General features: G+C 70.5%; 12 protein-coding genes. 9 read left to right on the forward strand and 3 right to left on the reverse strand.

The window, feature by feature from the left end:
* Window positions 1–52: 52 nt before the first annotated feature.
* The 5 genes from Pla133_RS10465 to Pla133_RS10485 all read left to right on the forward strand — a co-directional run bounded on the left by Pla133_RS10465 (window position 53) and on the right by Pla133_RS10485 (window position 6,481).
* Window positions 53–2,098: a PrkA family serine protein kinase gene (locus Pla133_RS10465; RefSeq protein WP_145064905.1), complete on the forward strand. Its 2,046-nt coding sequence runs from the start codon at window positions 53–55 to the stop codon at window positions 2,096–2,098.
* A gap of 12 nt (window positions 2,099–2,110) precedes the next feature.
* Complete coding sequence (locus Pla133_RS10470) at window positions 2,111–3,226, forward strand: DUF444 family protein (protein WP_145064907.1); 1,116 nt, start codon at window positions 2,111–2,113, stop codon at window positions 3,224–3,226.
* Between the two features lie 4 nt (window positions 3,227–3,230).
* Window positions 3,231–4,646, forward strand: a complete 1,416-nt coding sequence (locus Pla133_RS10475) for a SpoVR family protein (protein ID WP_145064909.1) — start codon at window positions 3,231–3,233, stop codon at window positions 4,644–4,646.
* 45 nt (window positions 4,647–4,691) lie between these two features.
* Complete coding sequence (locus Pla133_RS10480) at window positions 4,692–5,633, forward strand: PD-(D/E)XK nuclease family protein (RefSeq protein WP_145064911.1); 942 nt, start codon at window positions 4,692–4,694, stop codon at window positions 5,631–5,633.
* A gap of 95 nt (window positions 5,634–5,728) precedes the next feature.
* Window positions 5,729–6,481: a hypothetical protein gene (locus Pla133_RS10485; RefSeq protein ID WP_145064913.1), complete on the forward strand. Its 753-nt coding sequence runs from the start codon at window positions 5,729–5,731 to the stop codon at window positions 6,479–6,481.
* Here Pla133_RS10485 and Pla133_RS10490 read toward each other — a convergent pair.
* Entirely contained in the window at window positions 6,453–8,390 is a 1,938-nt protein-coding gene (locus Pla133_RS10490) for an OPT/YSL family transporter (protein ID WP_145064915.1), read from the reverse strand. The genes Pla133_RS10485 and Pla133_RS10490 overlap by 29 nt on opposite strands.
* Window positions 8,391–8,703: 313 nt before the next feature.
* Here Pla133_RS10490 and Pla133_RS10495 point away from each other — a divergent pair, with 313 nt between their 5' ends.
* The 4 genes from Pla133_RS10495 (at window position 8,704) to Pla133_RS10510 (ending at window position 14,770) form a co-directional block, all read left to right on the forward strand.
* Complete coding sequence (locus Pla133_RS10495; RefSeq protein ID WP_419192343.1) at window positions 8,704–9,678, forward strand: glycosyltransferase family 2 protein; 975 nt, start codon at window positions 8,704–8,706, stop codon at window positions 9,676–9,678.
* 93 nt (window positions 9,679–9,771) lie between these two features.
* Window positions 9,772–12,561 carry a glycosyltransferase gene (locus Pla133_RS10500; protein ID WP_145064919.1) on the forward strand — a complete coding sequence of 930 codons (2,790 nt, stop codon included), beginning with the start codon at window positions 9,772–9,774 and terminating at the stop codon, window positions 12,559–12,561.
* Entirely contained in the window at window positions 12,561–13,967 is a 1,407-nt protein-coding gene (locus Pla133_RS10505; RefSeq protein WP_145064921.1) for a glycosyltransferase family 2 protein, read from the forward strand. The genes Pla133_RS10500 and Pla133_RS10505 overlap by 1 nt, the downstream gene beginning before the upstream one ends.
* Window positions 13,968–14,071: 104 nt before the next feature.
* Complete coding sequence (locus tag Pla133_RS10510; protein WP_145064923.1) at window positions 14,072–14,770, forward strand: glycosyltransferase family 2 protein; 699 nt, start codon at window positions 14,072–14,074, stop codon at window positions 14,768–14,770.
* A gap of 129 nt (window positions 14,771–14,899) precedes the next feature.
* Here Pla133_RS10510 and Pla133_RS10515 read toward each other — a convergent pair whose 3' ends face one another.
* Together Pla133_RS10515 and Pla133_RS10520 are read right to left on the reverse strand one after the other, a co-directional pair.
* The gene (locus Pla133_RS10515; RefSeq protein ID WP_145064925.1) at window positions 14,900–15,769 is read right to left on the reverse strand and encodes an FG-GAP repeat domain-containing protein; all 870 of its coding nucleotides are present in this window, start codon (window positions 15,767–15,769) and stop codon (window positions 14,900–14,902) included.
* A 24-nt stretch (window positions 15,770–15,793) separates the two neighbouring features.
* Window positions 15,794–16,132, reverse strand: a complete 339-nt coding sequence (locus Pla133_RS10520; RefSeq protein WP_145064927.1) for an FG-GAP repeat domain-containing protein — start codon at window positions 16,130–16,132, stop codon at window positions 15,794–15,796.
* Between the last annotated feature and the right edge of the window lie 21 nt (window positions 16,133–16,153).

Raw genomic sequence — 16,153 nt, forward strand, 5'->3', positions numbered from 1 at the left:
ACCTCCCCGACCCGTCGCGCGTGCAGCCGACGAGTCGGTGCTGCGACCTCTCATGAGCGAACAAGACCCCAGCCTCTACGACCTGGCCCTCGACCGCTTCCCCCGTGACGAGTACGCGGCGCTCGGCTGGGAGGGATCGCTGCGCGAGTACCTGGGGGTCGTCGAGCAGCGCCCGCTCGTGATTCGCAACGCCTGGCAGCGGCTGCTCGACATGGTCGAGAGCCACGGTTGCCACGCACCCGAGCGCAAGGGCGGTTGGAGGCGTTGGAAGCTGTTCGAGGATCCCTTCGACGGAGGGCGCGACGCGGTCTTCGGGCTGGACGAGCCCCTGGCGCGGTTGGTGCGCACGATCCGCGCGGGCGCCCTGGGCTACGGCCCGGAGAAGCGCATCCTGCTGCTGCACGGTCCCGTCGGCTCGGCCAAGAGCACCATCGCGCGCCTGCTCAAGCGCGGGCTCGAGAGCTACTCCAAGTCCGACGCCGGGGCGCTCTACACCTTCTCTTGGGTCATCGACGGGGAGACGATCCCCTCGCCCATGAACCAGGAGCCCCTGCTCCTGGTGCCCGAGGAGGCCCGGCGGGCCCTCGAAGAGCGCATCAACCGCCGTCACGACCGGGCCTATCGCCTGCGCGTGGATGGCGATCTGGATCCGGTCAGCCGCTACTACTTCCGCGTGCTGATGGAGCGCCACGACGGTGACTGGAACAAGGTCATGGACCACGTGCGCGTGCGCCGCCTAACCCTCTCCGAAGCCGACCGCGTGGGCATCGGGACGTTCCAGCCCAAGGACGAGAAGAACCAGGACTCGACCGAGCTGACCGGCGACGTCAACTACCGCCTGATCGCCAAGTACGGCTCGGACTCCGACCCGCGGGCCTTCAACTTCGACGGCGAGTTCAACGTGGCCAACCGCGGCCTGCTCGAGTTCGTCGAGGTGCTCAAGCTCGACGTGGCCTTCCTCTACGACCTCCTCGGCGCCAGCCAGGAACACTCGATCAAGCCCAAGAAGTTCGCCCAGACGTCGATCGACGAGGTGATCATCGGGCACACCAACGAGCCCGAGTACCGCAAGCTCCAGTCCAACGAGCTGATGGAGGCCTTCCGGGACCGCACGATCAAGATCGACGTGCCGTACAACCTGGCGACCTGCGACGAGGTCTCGATCTACGACCGCCAATTCGGCGGCGACCGCCTGCGCTCGAAGACCCTGGCGCCGCACACGCTCGAGATCGCGGCTCTGTGGTCGGTGATGACGCGCCTGGAGGACCCGACGCACCCGAACTTGACCCTGTTGCAGAAGGCCAAGCTCTACTCGGGCGAGGAGGTCCAGGGCTTCAGCGCCGAGAACGTGCGCGAGATGCGCGCCGCCTGCCCGCGCGAGGGCATGGACGGCATCAGCCCGCGCTACGTCCAGGACCGCATCGCCGCGGCTCTGGTGGTGGACGGCGACCACGTCAACCCGCTGCAGGTGCTGGAGTCCATGGCCGACGGCCTGGGGCACCACTCGCTGATCTCCAACGAGGAGACGCGCAAGCGCTACACCCAACTGATCGGCACGGCGCGCGAGGAGTACGACGAGATCGTCAAGCACGAGGTGCAGCTCGCGGTGGCTGCCGACGCGGAGGCCATCGACCGCCTGTGCGCCAAGTACGTGGACAACGTCAAGGCCTACACCACCCACGAGCTGATGCTGGACGACCACGGTCGCGAGCGGGAGCCCGACGAGCGCCTGATGCGCTCGATCGAGGAGAAGGCCGGGATCCCGGACGCGCGCAAGGACGACTTCCGCCACGAGATCATGAACTACATCGCGGCGCTGCACCTGGAGGGCAAGACCTTCGACTTCAGGAAGAACCAGCGCCTGCGCCGGGCCCTCGAGCTGAAGCTGTTCGAGGACCAGCGCGACGCGGTTCAGCTGACCAGCCTGATCTCGAGCGTGGTCGACCCGAACACCCAGTCGCGCATCGACGCGATCCGCGACCGGCTGGCGAATCGCTTCGGCTACACCCGCGACGCGGCGGAGGAAGTGCTGCGCTACGTGGCCGACCTCTTCGCCCGCGGCGAGGCCAAGGACGATCCCCGCGAAGTGGCCGCCTGACAGGAACTCCACGTGTCGACACCGCTCTACCGCATCGACGCCGACCACTCACGGTTCCGCGACATCGTCCGGGGCCGGATTCGGCGCGACCTGCGGCGCTTCCTGGCCAGCGGCGAGCTGATCGGGCGCTGTGGCGAGAAGGCGGTGTCGATCCCCCTGCCGCAGATCGAGCTGCCGCGCTTCCGCTTCGGTGACAACGACGGCGGCGAGGGGCAGGGCTCGGGCGAGGGTGAGTCCCAGCCCGGCCAGCCCGCGGACGGCGAGGGCGGCGGCGGCCAGGCCGGGGACGGCGAGGGCCAGCACATCCTCGAGGTCGAGGTGGACCTGGACGACCTGGCGGAGATGCTGGGCGAGGAGCTCGAGCTGCCCAACATCCAGCCCCGCGGCCGGCGGGAGATCGAGGCCGACGGCGCGCGCTACACGGGCGTCCGGACAGCTGGGCCGGACTCCCTGCGCCACTTCCGCCGCAGCTACAAGCGCGCCCTCCTGCGCGAGGTGGCCAGCGGCACCTGGGACGCGGACCAACCGATCATCGTGCCGGTGCGCGAGGACTTCCGCTTCCGCGCCCGCAAGCTCTCCAAGCAGCCGGACTCCTCGGCCGTGGTCTTCCACATGATGGACGTCTCCGGCTCGATGGGGCGCGAGCAGAAGGAGATCGTCCGCATCCAGGCCTTCTGGATCGACGCCTGGCTGCGCAAGCAGTACCGCAACCTCGAGGTGGTCTACATCGTCCACGACGCCGCCGCGCGCCAGGTCGACCAGCACACCTTCTTCCACCTGCGCGAGTCGGGCGGCACCAAGATTTCCTCCGCCTACGACCTGTGCCTGAAGCAGATCCTCGACCGCTACCGGCCCGAGGACTGGAACATCTACCCCTTCCACTACTCGGACGGCGACAACTGGTCGGCGCGCGACACCGACCTTTGCGTCTCCCTCTTGCGCGACGAGGTGCTGCCGCGCGCCAACCAGTTCTGCTACAGCCAGGTCAAGAGCGCCCACGGGTCCGGGCAGTTCAAGAAGGACCTGGACTCGCACTTCGAGGACGTGCCCGAGCTGGTCACGGTCAGCCTCGAGGACCGCAGCGGGATCCCCGAGAGCATCCGCGCCTTCCTCGGCGCCGGGAGGTGATCCCATGCGCCTGCGACACGACCTGCCGACCGCCCTCAAGTACCACGCCCTGGTGATCGAGAAGGCCGCCGCCGAGAGCGGGCTGGATCACTTCGACGTGTGCTTCGAGCTGCTCGACGCCCGCGACGTGAACGGCGTGGCGGCCTACGGCGGCTTCCCGGTGCGCTATCCCTCCTGGCGCTTCGGCATGGACTTCGAGCGCCTGCAGAAGGGCTACGACTGGGGCCTGTCGAAGATCTACGAGCTGGTCATCAACAACGACCCGACCATCGCCTACCTGGTGCGCTCCAACTCGCTGCTCGAGCAGAAGCTGGTGATGGCCCACGTCTTCGGCCACGCGGACTTCTTCAAGCACAACGCCTGCTTCGCGGGCACCGACCGGCACATGCTCGACACGATGGGGCGGCACTCGACCCAGGTGCGGCGCATCATCGACTCGGTCGGGCTCGAGAAGGTCGAGCGCAGCCTCGATCGCCTGCTCTCCCTGGACGGCCTGATCGACCCCTACCTGCACCGCCACACCCAGGCCGCGCGGCCCAAGCCGCGTCCAGCCATGTCGGAGCGCTCGTTCCAACTGCTCGAGCAGATGAGCGAGCCCCTGACCCGCGACAAGCCGGTGGCGGAGCTCTTGCCGGTGCCCGACGCGGACCTGCCGACCCTCGACATCCTGGGCTACCTCGAGAAGCACGCGCCCCTCTCGCAGTGGGAGCGCGAGCTCTTGCGGATCGTGCGCGCCGAGGCCTACTACTTCGCGCCGCAGCGCCTGACCAAGATCGCCAACGAGGGCTGGGCCTGCTACTGGCACAGCAAGATCCTCACGGGCGGCATCCTCGAGCCGTCGGAGGTGATCGACTTCGCCGACGTGCACTCCGGGGCGACGTCCGCGGCGCCCGGGCAGCTCAATCCCTACCGCCTCGGCCTGCGGCTGATGCGCTACGCCGAGTCGAAGGGGCACGACCTGTTCCTGCTGCGCAGCGTCCACAGCGACGTGAGCCTGATCGACGAGCTGGTCGACGAGCAGTTCGTGCTCGAGTACCTCGGGATCCGCAGGCGCGACCTGCAGGCGGCGCGCCAGGCCGGCCTCGACTGGGTCAAGTGGAAGGAGAAGCTGCTCGGCGACCTCGCCTGGGGCGGGCTGCCCAAGATCGAGTTGATCGCGCGCGACGCCCACACCGGCTGCTTGCGCCTGCGGCACCACCACGACGGCCGCGACCTGCAATTGGCCCAGGCCGGCGAGACGATCAAGAACCTCGCGGCGGTGTGGGGCGGTCCGGTCGAGATCGAGACCCTGGTCGAGTCCTCGCCGCGGATCCTGCGCGCCGCCGACGGACAGTTCGAGCTGGTCGATCTGGACGAGCCCCCCTGCGACACGCAGACCCCGCCCGCGGGCCCCGACCTGCCCGCCGCCCGCGCGAGCTGAGCGCGCGCTTGCGACGGCCGCCGTCGCAACCGAGACTCGTGCGCGATGGCATTCGCACACGAGCTCTCATGGTCCGTCTCCCGCAGCGGCACCTTCGCCACCTGCCGGCGCTCCTACTACCACAACTACTACCTGTCCTGGCTGGGCTGGTCGTGGGACGCGCCGCCCCAGCGCAAGCTGGCCTACAAGCTCAAGAAGCTCACGCGCCTGCCCATGTGGGCCGGGGACTGCCTGCACGAGGCCCTGGCGGCCTGGTTCGAGGAGAAGGCCGGCGGTCGCGAGCGCGACGCCGCCTGGGTCGAGGCCCACGCCCTCAAGGCCCTGCGCGACGGCTACAAGCAGTCGCGCGACGAGGCCGCCGCCTGGGAGAAGCGCCCGGCGAAGAACATCCGCCTGGCCGAGCACTACTACGGCGAGCCCAGCGTCGACGAGTCCAACGACAACGCCAAGGAGTACGGCACCCGCTACGTCGAGCGCATCCGCGAGGGCACCCGCGCCTTCTTCGAGGCCCCCGAGCTCGAGCGCGTGCGCGCCGCCTCGCCCGAGGACTACCTGGCCTGCGAGGAGCTCGGCACCATCGAGCTGAACGGGACCAAGGTCTTCGCCATCCCCGACTTCGCCTTCCGCGAGGGCGACGACGTCTGGATCTACGACTGGAAGACGGGTTCGCCGCGCGAGCAGGACCTGTTCCAGCTCGCCATGTACTGCCTCTACGCCGAGCAGAAGTGGGGCGTGGATCCCTCGGCGGTGCGCTGCGTCGACGCCTACCTACCCAGCGGCCAGTACGTGGAGAAGACCTTCACGATCGCCGACCTCGACGCGACCCTCGCCCGCGCCACCGAGTCCATGGCCGCCATGCGCGCCGTCCACTTCGACGCCGACGCCGGCATGGGCGACCCCGCCGACTTCCCCCAGATCCCGGCGGACTCTCCCGAGGCCCGCGAATGCCGCACCTGCCACTTCCGGGAGTTGTGCGACCGGGTGTGAGCGAGGCCATGGCTGCGACGCCCGCCGCTCCTTGCCTCAACTGCGGTCAGTCCCTGCACGGCGTGTTCTGCAGCCAGTGCGGCTAGGCGGCCTCCGTGGGTCGTCCGTCCCTGGCCTCCTGGCTGTGGGAGGTCCTTTGCGCGGTCTTCTCCCTGGAGTCGCGACTGCCCCGGACCGTCGTGGGTCTGACCCTCGATCCCGGCGGCTTCGCCCGGGCCCATGCGGCCGGCCGTCGGGTGGTCTCGGTCGCACCCCTGCACTACGCCTTGGCCACGAGTGGCCTGTGGTTTCTGGCGATCGCCTTCGTTCACCCCGGCGGCACAGATTCACTCGACGCCGACCAGGGTGAGCTGGTCGAGTTCATCGTCAGCCATGGTCAAGCGCTGAACCTCGTGCTCTTGCCGGTGATCGCCGGCGCCTTCCAGCTCTGCTTCCTGGGCACGCGCACCCGCTACGTCGAGCACCTGTGGCTGACCCTGTACTTCGCCGGCCACATCTTCCTCTGGCGCGCGCTGCTCGTCTTGGCTGCCGGCCTCGCCGGCGGTCCGGAAGAGCTCTTCGTCCTCGCCGACCAGATCGTGTTCCTGGTCTACCTTTGTTGGGCCCTGTGGGGCTTCCACTCGGGCACGTCAGGTCGGGTCAGCCGCGCGATCCGCATCGTCGCGAGCATCCTCTGCGTGTCGGTCGTCTCGGGGCTCGCGACGGCCCTCGTGCTGGGCTTGATGGGCATCGACCCGCTTGACCTCGGCGCCGATTCCGGCGCGCCGGCGCTCGGAGGAGCCGCCAACTCCACGCCAGCGCCGACCGCCGCCGGTCCGATCAACTCGGGCGCGACCGGCGCGCGTTGAACCAGATCAGGCCGCCGATCAGCGCGATGCCGAGCGCGGCGAGGCACTGACCGACGATCTCAGCCGCGCTCGCAACACGTGTCGCAATCAACTCGGGCGCCATGTCCGGCGACACGCTGCTGATGAGCGCTCCGACGGTCGCGCCCAGGCCGTGCTCGGTCCACGCGGCCGGGTCCAATCCGGGTGCGGCGAGCAGGACGATGCCGAGCAGCAGCTCGAACGCGGCGGCGCCGGTGATCAGGCCCGCGGCGGTCAGGATCGCTCGGCCCTGGGGGGCGCCCGACTCGCTCGTTCCGCCGCCGCTGCCGAGCAGGCGGAAGATGGCTCCGATCAGGATGCCGACGCCGAGGACCGCGGGCAGGTAGATGCCCACGGCCAGGGCCATGGCCGGCAACTGCAGGCCGCGGCGGGCGCCGAGGATCTCGCCCAGCACCGCGACGAGCCCGAGCCCGATGCCGATCGCGATCGGGTACCAGGGCAGGTCGCGCTCCAGCAGCAGACCGTCGACCAGGGTCGCGAACATGGCGCCCTGGGGGGCGGGCAGGTCGGCGCTCCCGAGTTGGTAGGCCTCGTGGGCGACGTAGATGGCGAAGGGCACGGCGAGGGCTCCGGCCAAGAGGCCGAGGCCCTGGGCGAGCAGGCCGTCCTTCACCGGCAGGCCGCAGAGCTGCAGGGTCTTGTAGTCCTGGCTCGAGTCGTTGGCGGTAGCGACCGCCACGCACGCTGCGACGAGCAGGGGCGTGATCAACGTCACGTCGACCAGCGACCGGCGCCCGACGAACAACGCCGTCGCGCACAGCACGAGCGTCGTGACGAAGACCGTCCCCGAGACCGGCGAGGCGGAGCTGCCGATCTGCAGCGAGAGCAGCGCGCCGAGGGTCACCATCACCGCCGCGCAGGCGAGGACGGCCGCGCCCATGCTCAAGCTGAAGGGCGTCGGGCCGTCCACGGCGAAGAGCCAGCCCACGACCATCGTCACGCCCAGGGCGGTGCAGGCGCCCAGGGCCACGCGCCAGTTGCGGGGCAGGTCGATCGAGCCTTCGCCCGGCGCGGGGTCGTACTTGGGCCGCTTGTCCCGCCCGACCTCCGCGAAGCGCGCCAGGGACCACAGCACGGCCACGGTCATCGCCCCGCCGCCGACCCAGCGCATGGTGTTGGCGGGGAACTGCGCCGCCCAGGCCGAGTCCGCCTCGATTGCACCCAAGGCCGCGTTGCCGAGCAGGTTCACGAAGCTGCCGCCGAAGACCAACAGGGCCACCGACGCACTGAGCAGCGCGCCGATGCCCAGGTAGATCGGGTTGAAGGGCAGGTCCAGGTTCACCGGCCCCGGGTCCTCCGCGTCGCGGGGGGGCCAGATCCGCAGGCTCTCGCGGGCCAGGTCGAGGCGCACCAGGAAGGGCGCGATGAAGCCGAACAGGGCCGAGAGGCCCAGGGACGCGGCCAGGGGCGGGCGCTCGGACTTGGCCGAGGCCGCCGCCGTGATCAGGGTCGTGCAGGCGTGGGCCTCGGGCGCCGGCAGGCTCGGGTCGCCGAGGAACTTGCGCGTGCCCAGGCCCACGAAGCCGAAGCCGATCAGGGCTCCGGCCAGGTTCATCCAGATCAGCGTCGGGATGTCGATCGGCGGGGCCTCGAGGCCGCGCTGCTCGAACAGGATCGGCACCAGGGGCACGGTGAAGCAGGCGCCCACGGCGACCGCCATGCCGGCCGAGCCGGCCACCTGGGCGATGTTCAGGAAGCGCCGCCCGCCGCCCTGGCCCACGCGCCGGGCGAACAGGCCCCAGGCGAAGAGCACCACCAGGGGGCTGACGCCGGGAAAGATGCCCGCCTTGAGGCCGGCGATGGTCAGGGTGCCGGAGAGCACCAGGGCGATCAGGAGCCCGAGGGCCAGGGGCAGGCGGTCGGCGGCCATGGGGGGGAGATTAGCCGGCAGCGGTCGTCGGGATCCACGGCCAGTGCGCCGGACCGGCGGTCACCCATCGCTCGCGAGCGGCGGCGCGCGGACCGAGAGGTCCTCGGTGGGGCGCTCCTCGCTGCGCGGCCAACGGACCAGGCCGCCGCGATACCGCGGATCCCGTGACGCGCGGCCCGGGGCCGCCGATCGAGTGGGGGACCGTATCCGGACCCCGGCGGCGGTCGGCCGCGAAGGCAATCGACCCCCCTCGGTCGAAAAGACTGGGCCGCGCCCGCGTAGAAAGTCGCAAGCTGCACCCGCCCCCCCGCCCATGCCCGCCCCCCTCGTCTCCATCGTCCTGCCGACCCTCAATGGTCGCGCGGACCTCGAACGCCTGCTGCCGCGCCTGGCGGAGCAGGAGCTGGAGGGCGGCTTCGAGCTCCTGGCAGTGGACTCGTCGTCCAGCGACGGCAGCGTCGAGCTGCTCGAGCAGGCCGGCGCCGACGTGCGCCGCATCCGCCGCGAGGACTTCTCCCACGGCGGCACCCGCACCGAGCGCGCCGCCGACGCCAAGGGCGAGTTCCTGGTCTTCCTGAGCCAGGACGCCCTGCCCTCGGACTCCCACTTCCTCGCGCGGCTGATCGAGCCCTTCGCCGATCCGCGGGTGGCCGGGGCCTACGCCCGCGTGCTACCAAACCCCGGCGACGACCTGCTCACCGCGCGCACGGTGTTGGACCTGCCCGAGGCCTCGCCCGAGCCCGGCGTGCGCGATCTCGACCAGGTCGCGGGCCTGTGGGAGCTGCCGCCGATCCAGCGCGTGGCCCACATCCGCTTCAACAACGTGGCGAGCGCGATCCGTCGCTCGGCCTTCGCAGAGATCCCGTTCCCCACGATCGACTTCGGCGAGGACGTGGCCTGGGCCGCCCGCGCCCTGACCAGCGGCTGGCGCCTGGCCTACGCGCCGGCGGCGGTGGCCTACCACGCCCACCGCTACTCCGCCCGCAAGGCCTTCGCGCGCTACCGCCAGGACGCGCGCTTCCACCGCGCCGCCCACGACTGGGCCATGCGCCCGACCCTGGGCTCGGCGGCGCGGGGCTGGTGCTTCGAGCTGGCCTCGGACCTGCGCGAGGTGCGGCGCGCCGGGGTCCTGCGGCACCTGGGCGACCTCCTGCGCGCGCCGGTCCTGCGCGGCGCCCAGATCCTCGGTCAGTACGTCGGCAGTCGCGGAACAGGTGGACGGCTGCGGCCGCCGATGCCGATAACGATCCCGCCCGGTCCGACCGCGGCCGAGGATCTGCGCGCCTGAGTCGGCGGGTCTTCGCACGCCCAGGGCCGCCCGGGGCCGCGACATCGGCCCGCGGGCCCCGTATCCTGGCCCCCCCGAGGACCCCCCCGACCCTTGACGTCCCAACCCCGAAGCGGCGGCGAAGTGCTGCCGGCGGCCACCAGGCCCCTGCGCTCCGTGTCCGTCCTGATGCCCACCTGGCAGGGGGCGGAGTTCCTGGAGCGGGTGCTGGGCGTCCTGGCGCGGCAGGATCTGGAGCTGGACTGGGACTTCCTGGCCATCGATTCGGGCTCCTCCGACGGCACGCTCGAGATCCTCCAGCGCGCGCGGGCCCGCTTCCCGGTGCCGCTCGAGGTCGAGCGCATCCACCAGGAGGAGTTCGACCACGGCGACACGCGGAACCTCTTGGCGGCGCGCTCGCGGGGCGACCTCTTGGTCTACCTGACCCAGGACGCGATCCCGGTGGGGGACGACTGGCTGACCCGCGTGGTGGCCAATTTCGCCGACCCCCAGGTGGCCGCGGTCACCTGCCGCAACGTGCCGCGGCCCGACTGCGACGACGTCACGCGGGTGGTCAGCGCCACCGACCCGGGCTATTCCGACCAGCGCCGCGAGACGCGCCTGCCGCCCTGGGAGGAGTACCTGGCCATGACGCCGGAGGCGCGGCGGCAGCTGTGCCTGTTCAACGACGTGGCCTCGGCCATTCGCCGCGAGCTGTGGGAGCTGCACCCCTTCCCGCGCACCAGCTTCGGCGAGGACATGCTGATGGCGCGGGCCCTGCTCGAGGCCGGCTACACGGTGGTCTACGACGCCGACGCCGTGGTGGAGCACAGCCACGACTACACCCCGGCGGAGTCGAGGTCGCGGGCTGTGATCGACGGGCGCTTCAACGTCGAGTGGCTCGACCGCCTCTGCATCCCGACGGTGCAGCTCGGTCGCGCGGTGGCCAAGCGCGCTGCGGCAGCCGACGCGGAGACGATCCGCGAGCTGGGCTTCGAGGGCACTCGCGCGCGCGAGCTGCAGCGCGAGGCCGCGGCCCTGCGCGATGCGACCTTCGACGGACTCTACGAGGGCGGTCAGAAGTCGCGCGGCCGGCGCGAGAAGTCGCGGCTCTTGAAGAGCGCGCACTTGAACGTGCTGCTCGTGGTGCACGGCTTCCCGCCCGACACCTGGGCCGGCACCGAGATCTACACCCTGACCCTGGCCAAGGCCCTGGTCGAGCGCGGGCATCGCGTCACCGTGCTCGCGCGGGTGCCGGACGGGCGCAGCGAGGCGCAGGGCGGCGCGCCCGAGTTCTCCGTGGTCGAGCGCGAGTTCGAGGGCCTGCGCGTGCTGGCCCTGACCCACCGCTTGCAGCACCGCAACCTGGCCGACAGCTACTCGCGCGAGCAGATAGAGTCGGCCTTCCGCAAGGTGCTGATCGACGAGCAGCCGGACCTGGTGCACTTCCAGCACCTGATCCACCTCTCGGCCAAACTCGTCGGCATCGCCAAGGAGCTCGGCTTCCCGACCATCGTCCACTGCCACGACTACTGGGCCGTGTGCGCACGGGTGCAGTTGATCCGGCCCGACGGCGAGCGCTGCGAAGAGAACATGGGCGCCGGCTGCCTGCTCTGCGTCAAGGAGCGGCACCTGGACCAGATTCCGCGCATGAAGCGCCTGGGGCGCGTCTTCGGCGGGGCCCTGGACGCCTTCGCGGAGCGCGCCACCCGCGGCAAGCTGGGGGACCGCTCCCTGCGCCGTTGGGAGGGCTACCAGGACCTGCGTCGGCGGCCCGAGGTGGTGCTCGGCGCCTACGCCTGTGCGGACCTGTTGGTCTCGCCGAGTCGGTTCCTGCGCGCCAAGCTGCTCGAGACCGGCGCCTTCGACAAGGATCGCTTCGTCTACAGCGACAACGGCCTACGCACGGACCACGTCGAGGCCCTGAAGAAGCAGCCCGATCCCCAGGGGCGCGTGCGCTTCGGCTTCGTCGGGACGCTGGTCTGGTACAAGGGCGGCGAGACGCTGGTGCGGGCCATGTCGCACCTCTCTGGCGCGGCCGCGACCCTCAACGTCTACGGCGGCTTCGACCCCGAGCACGACGAGCACCACGCCCAGCTCCAGGCCCTGGCCGGCGACAACGTCCACTTCCACGGGCGCTTCGACAACTCGAAGTTGAGCGAGGTCTACGCCGAGATCGACGTGCTGATCGTGCCCTCGGTGTGGTTCGAGAACTCGCCGATCACGATCCACGAGGCCTTCCTGACCAAGACGCCGGTGATCGCCAGCGACATCGGCGGAATGGCCGAGTACGTGCGCGACGGGGTCGACGGGCTGCACTTCAAGACCGGCGACGACGTGGACCTGGCGCGCATCATGCGGCGCTTCGTCGACGAGCCCGGCCTGGCCGGCCAGCTCTCGGGCGACTGGATGCGGATCAAGACCATCGCCGAGAACGCAGCTGAGACCGAGTTCCGTTACCGGGCCCTGGTGGCCGGGCGGGATCGCTCCAAGGCGGCGGTGGTGGCCGAGTACGTGGGCATCGAAGCGGCCAAGCGCATCGGGCCCGTGGACCAGCAGGGCACCGACATGCTGCTGCTCCGTCCCGGCGGCGCGGCGGTGCTCTTCGACCTACCCGTGCGTCGCCCGGGGCGACACGAGGTGACGGTGCAGATCTACGCCCTGGCGGCGGAGAAGGACACGCAGCTCGGTGGACGCCTGCTGGCCGGCGAGCGGCAGTTCGGCGACATCGAGCCCTTCGTGGCCGAGGGCGACACGGACTTCCTGCGCAGCTTCAGCTTCGAGGTCGAGCTCGAGGGGCCGCAGACCCTGCGGATCGATGGAGCACGGGGCCACGGGGTGCCGGACTGCTTCCTGCGGCTCGCGACCGTGACCGTGCGGGAGCTCGATGGAGAGCGCGTCTGATGGGTAAGGGACGCGGAAAGCACGGGGCCGGAAAGCGCGGCGGGAACAAGGCCGGCGCGGACAAGAGCCGTGCCGACAAGGACGGCACGAGCGAGGCCCGGGCTGTGAAGCGCGGTTCACAGACGGGCGATTCAGGCAAGGTGAAGGGCGGCGCCGCTTCGAAGGCTTCCTTCCCGGCCAAGTCCTTGACCACGGTCCTCGACCCCGGTCCGCCCCTCTCCGACGGCGACCTGCCCAAGGTCGCCATTGTGATCCTCAACTACAACGGCCTGCACCACCTCGAAGGCTGCTTCGAGAGCCTGCGCGCCATGGACTACCCGCGCGAGCTGGTCGAGGTCGTGCTGGTGGACAACGGCTCGTCCGACGACAGCGTCGAGACCGTGCGCCGACGCTGGCCCTGGGTCAACCTCGTGGCCAACCCGCGCAACGTGGGCTTCTCAGCCGGTTGCAACCAGGGCGCCCAGGCGGCCGACGACCCGGCGCTGTACGTCTTCCTGAACAACGACATGCGCGTGGAGCCGACCTGGTTGCGCGAGCTGGTCGGTCCGGTGGTGCGCGGCGAGTGCGTGGCGGCCACGGCCAAGATGCTGTCCTGGGACGGCAAGTTGATGAACTCCGCCGGCGGGGGCATGAACTTCCACGGCATCGGCATCCAGAAGGGCTACTTGGTCAAGCCCGGGCCGGAGCACGACGTGCCCACGCGGACCCTCTTCGCCTGCGGGGGAGCCATGGCCGTGGATGCCGACGTCTTTCGCGAAGTGGGCGGCTTCGACGAGGAATTCTTCGCCTACTACGAGGACGTCGACCTGGGCTGGCGCATGTGGGTCCAGGGGCACGAGGTGCACTACGCGCCGCGCGCCGTGTGCTACCACCACCACTCGAGCACCTCGCGCACCTTCCCGATCGAGACCGTGCGCCTGTTGCAGACGCGCAACCCGGTCCTGGCCTGCTTCAAGAACTACGACGACGACCACCTGCGCCAGGTCATGCCGGCCATGTTCGGTCTGTTCCTGCGACGCATGCTGGTGGTGGCCGGGATCGAGGACTCCGGGCCCTACCGCATCGAGCGGGCCGAGCCGCGCTCCCACGGGGTGGTCGGCCGGTTGTTCGACCGCGCCCGCCACGCAGTCCAGGACACCCAGGGCGTGCGGCGGGTCTGCGCGGCGGACCTGATCGGCATCAACGACTTCCTGGGCAACTGGGACCACTGGATGGCCCGGCGTACCGAGGTCCAGGCCAAGCGCCGCCGGCCGGACGCCGAGATCTTCACTCTGTTCCACAAGCCGGGCTGGTGTATCGAGGACGAGCCGGGCTACCGCCAGCTCCACGAGGGGCTGGCGCAGTTCATGGGCCTCGACCGCCTGTTCGACGGCCTCGAGGCCGAAGGTGCCGAGCCGCACCGCTGATTCAGCTGTCCGTCACCGCCGAAATCGAATCCAGGATCGATCCGCGCCGGCCGGAACACCGATACTGCCCGCCCCCCGAAGGCCCCGCTGCCCCCGCCCAAGACATGAAGCTCTCCATCGTCATCCCGGTCTACAACGAGGAAACGACCCTCGAGGAGATCGTGGAGCGCGTCCAGCAGGCGCCCTACGAGAAGGAACTGATCCTCGTCGACGACTGCTCGAAGGACTCGACGCCCGAGATCATGGCGAAGCTCGAGCAGCAGTACGACAACGTGCGCTGCTTCCGGCACGAGGTCAACAAGGGCAAGGGCGGCGCCCTGGCCACGGGCTTCAGCAAGGTCTCGGGCGACGTGGTCCTGATCCAGGACGCGGACCTCGAGTACGACCCGGCCGACTACCCCGTGCTCTTGCGCCCGATCGAGGAGGCCGGCGCCGACGTTGTCTACGGCAGCCGCTTCCTGGGTGGCCCCTACGTGCGCGTGCACCTGTTCTACCACTACCTCGGGAACCGCTTCCTGACGTTGATGTCGAACTGCTTCACCAACCTCAACCTGACCGACATGGAGACCTGCTACAAGGTCTTCCGGCGCGAGGTGGCGGACAAGATCGACATCCAGTCGAGCACCTTCGCGGTGGAGCCCGAGATCACCGCCAAGGTCGCGCGCCTGCGCTGCCGGATCTACGAGGTCCCGATCAGCTACGCCGGCCGCGACTACTCCGAGGGCAAGAAGATCGGGCCCAAGGACGCGGTCATCGCCCTGTGGGCCATCGTGCGCTGGAGCCCGCTGTTCTTCAGGGGCTGAGCTCCCGAAGGGGTGATGCCGAGCGCGACCGAGTCCCGGTGGACTCGGTCCGGCCGCCGCGATCCCCGGCCCCGCCGATGCCTGCGCATCGGCGGGGCCGGGCGTCGATCGCCGCGCGCCCCGAGGTCCTCAGGACTCGCTCGGCGGGAGCTGGCGCAGGAACCAGACGAAGCCGGTGCCGTCCTCGTGGAGGATCTCTCCGCGGGCGTCCCAGAGGGCTTGGTAGTCGGCCGTGAGCTCGTCGGTCCACTCGGACCCGGCCGCCTGGAAGCGCTCCATGAACTCTGCCTCGCGCAGGTCCCAGGCGTCGAGCCGCTCGCGGGCGGCGGCCTCGTCGAGGCCCTCGCCCGGCGTGGTGACCTGCGCGCAGTCGCCGACGAGCAGGTCGAAGCGGCCGTCGCCGTCGACGTCGTCGACCCACACCCGCAGGGAGCCCTGGGGACCGTCGATGTGCCCCTCGCCGAAGACGATCTGGCCGGACATGACCGCGCGGCTCACCGGGACGTCGAACAGCTCGACGGGCTCGGCGAAGTCCGCCGGCCCCGCGCCGGTGTGCTCGAAGAGGTCGATGCCGCGCACCGATCCGCTGACCAGGTCCAAGTCGCCGTCCCCGTCCCAGTCGAAGAAGACCGGGTCGCTGTGGTGCTCCACGACCAAGGGCTCGCCCCCGCGGGTCAGTTGTACCGAGTCCGGGGCGAAGGCTCCGTTCCCCGCGCCGCGGAACAGGTGGAAGGTGCCCTCGAAGTTGCCGGAGACGATGTCCAGGTGCCCGTCGCCGTCGAAGTCGACCGCGGTGGGGCGGGTGCAGATCTTGCCGATGGACTCGTCCACGCCGCTGATGATGAGCGGCTCGCCGTCGGTCCCGAGCAGGGTCTCGGGCTCACCGAAGCCGCCGCCCTCGAGCCCGGGCAGGACCCAGAAGAGGCCGGCCATGTCCTCCTCCATCCGAGAGTAGGAGCCCGAGAGCAGGTCGATGCGTCCGTCGCCGTTGACATCCACGAACTGTGGAGTCGAGGAAGTGCATCACCAGACGCCGGGCACCTCGACCACGTCGCCCGCCGCGCGCAGCCAATCGCCGGCGCCGAACCGCCCCTGGCCGAGGCCCGGATAGACCATCATCTTCCCGCCCTTGAACTGCCCGACGACCAGGTCTGCGTGGCCGTCGCCGTCCAGGTCGTGGAGGGCCGGCGCGGCGTAGCCGGGCGCCTCGGTGCGGATCACCGCCCCGGCGGCCTGCAGGCGCACCGGCGGGGCGAACTGGACGGACTTCGCCGATCGGTTCGGCTGGGCGGCTCGAATCGGGGCGACCCCGGCCGCGTCGGGCCCTTGGGCCAGGGCGGCGGCCAACATCACGATCAACATGCTTGCCTCACTTCGGAATCA

Source organism: Engelhardtia mirabilis (genome assembly GCF_007748095.1).
Taxonomy (GTDB): Bacteria; Planctomycetota; UBA1135; order UBA1135.

What these genes read in the sequence shown, in the direction of transcription:
- Pla133_RS10465 (WP_145064905.1), top strand. Translation starts at nt 53, where the DNA reads ATGAGCGAACAAGACCCCAGCCTCTACGACCTGGCCCTCGACCGCTTC.
- Pla133_RS10475 (WP_145064909.1), top strand. Translation starts at nt 3,231, where the DNA reads ATGCGCCTGCGACACGACCTGCCGACCGCCCTCAAGTACCACGCCCTG.
- Pla133_RS10480 (WP_145064911.1), top strand. Translation starts at nt 4,692, where the DNA reads ATGGCATTCGCACACGAGCTCTCATGGTCCGTCTCCCGCAGCGGCACC.
- Pla133_RS10490 (WP_145064915.1), bottom strand. Translation starts at nt 8,390, where the DNA reads ATGGCCGCCGACCGCCTGCCCCTGGCCCTCGGGCTCCTGATCGCCCTG.
- Pla133_RS10495 (WP_419192343.1), top strand. Translation starts at nt 8,704, where the DNA reads ATGCCCGCCCCCCTCGTCTCCATCGTCCTGCCGACCCTCAATGGTCGC.
- Pla133_RS10505 (WP_145064921.1), top strand. Translation starts at nt 12,561, where the DNA reads ATGGGTAAGGGACGCGGAAAGCACGGGGCCGGAAAGCGCGGCGGGAAC.
- Pla133_RS10510 (WP_145064923.1), top strand. Translation starts at nt 14,072, where the DNA reads ATGAAGCTCTCCATCGTCATCCCGGTCTACAACGAGGAAACGACCCTC.
- Pla133_RS10520 (WP_145064927.1), bottom strand. Translation starts at nt 16,132, where the DNA reads ATGTTGATCGTGATGTTGGCCGCCGCCCTGGCCCAAGGGCCCGACGCG.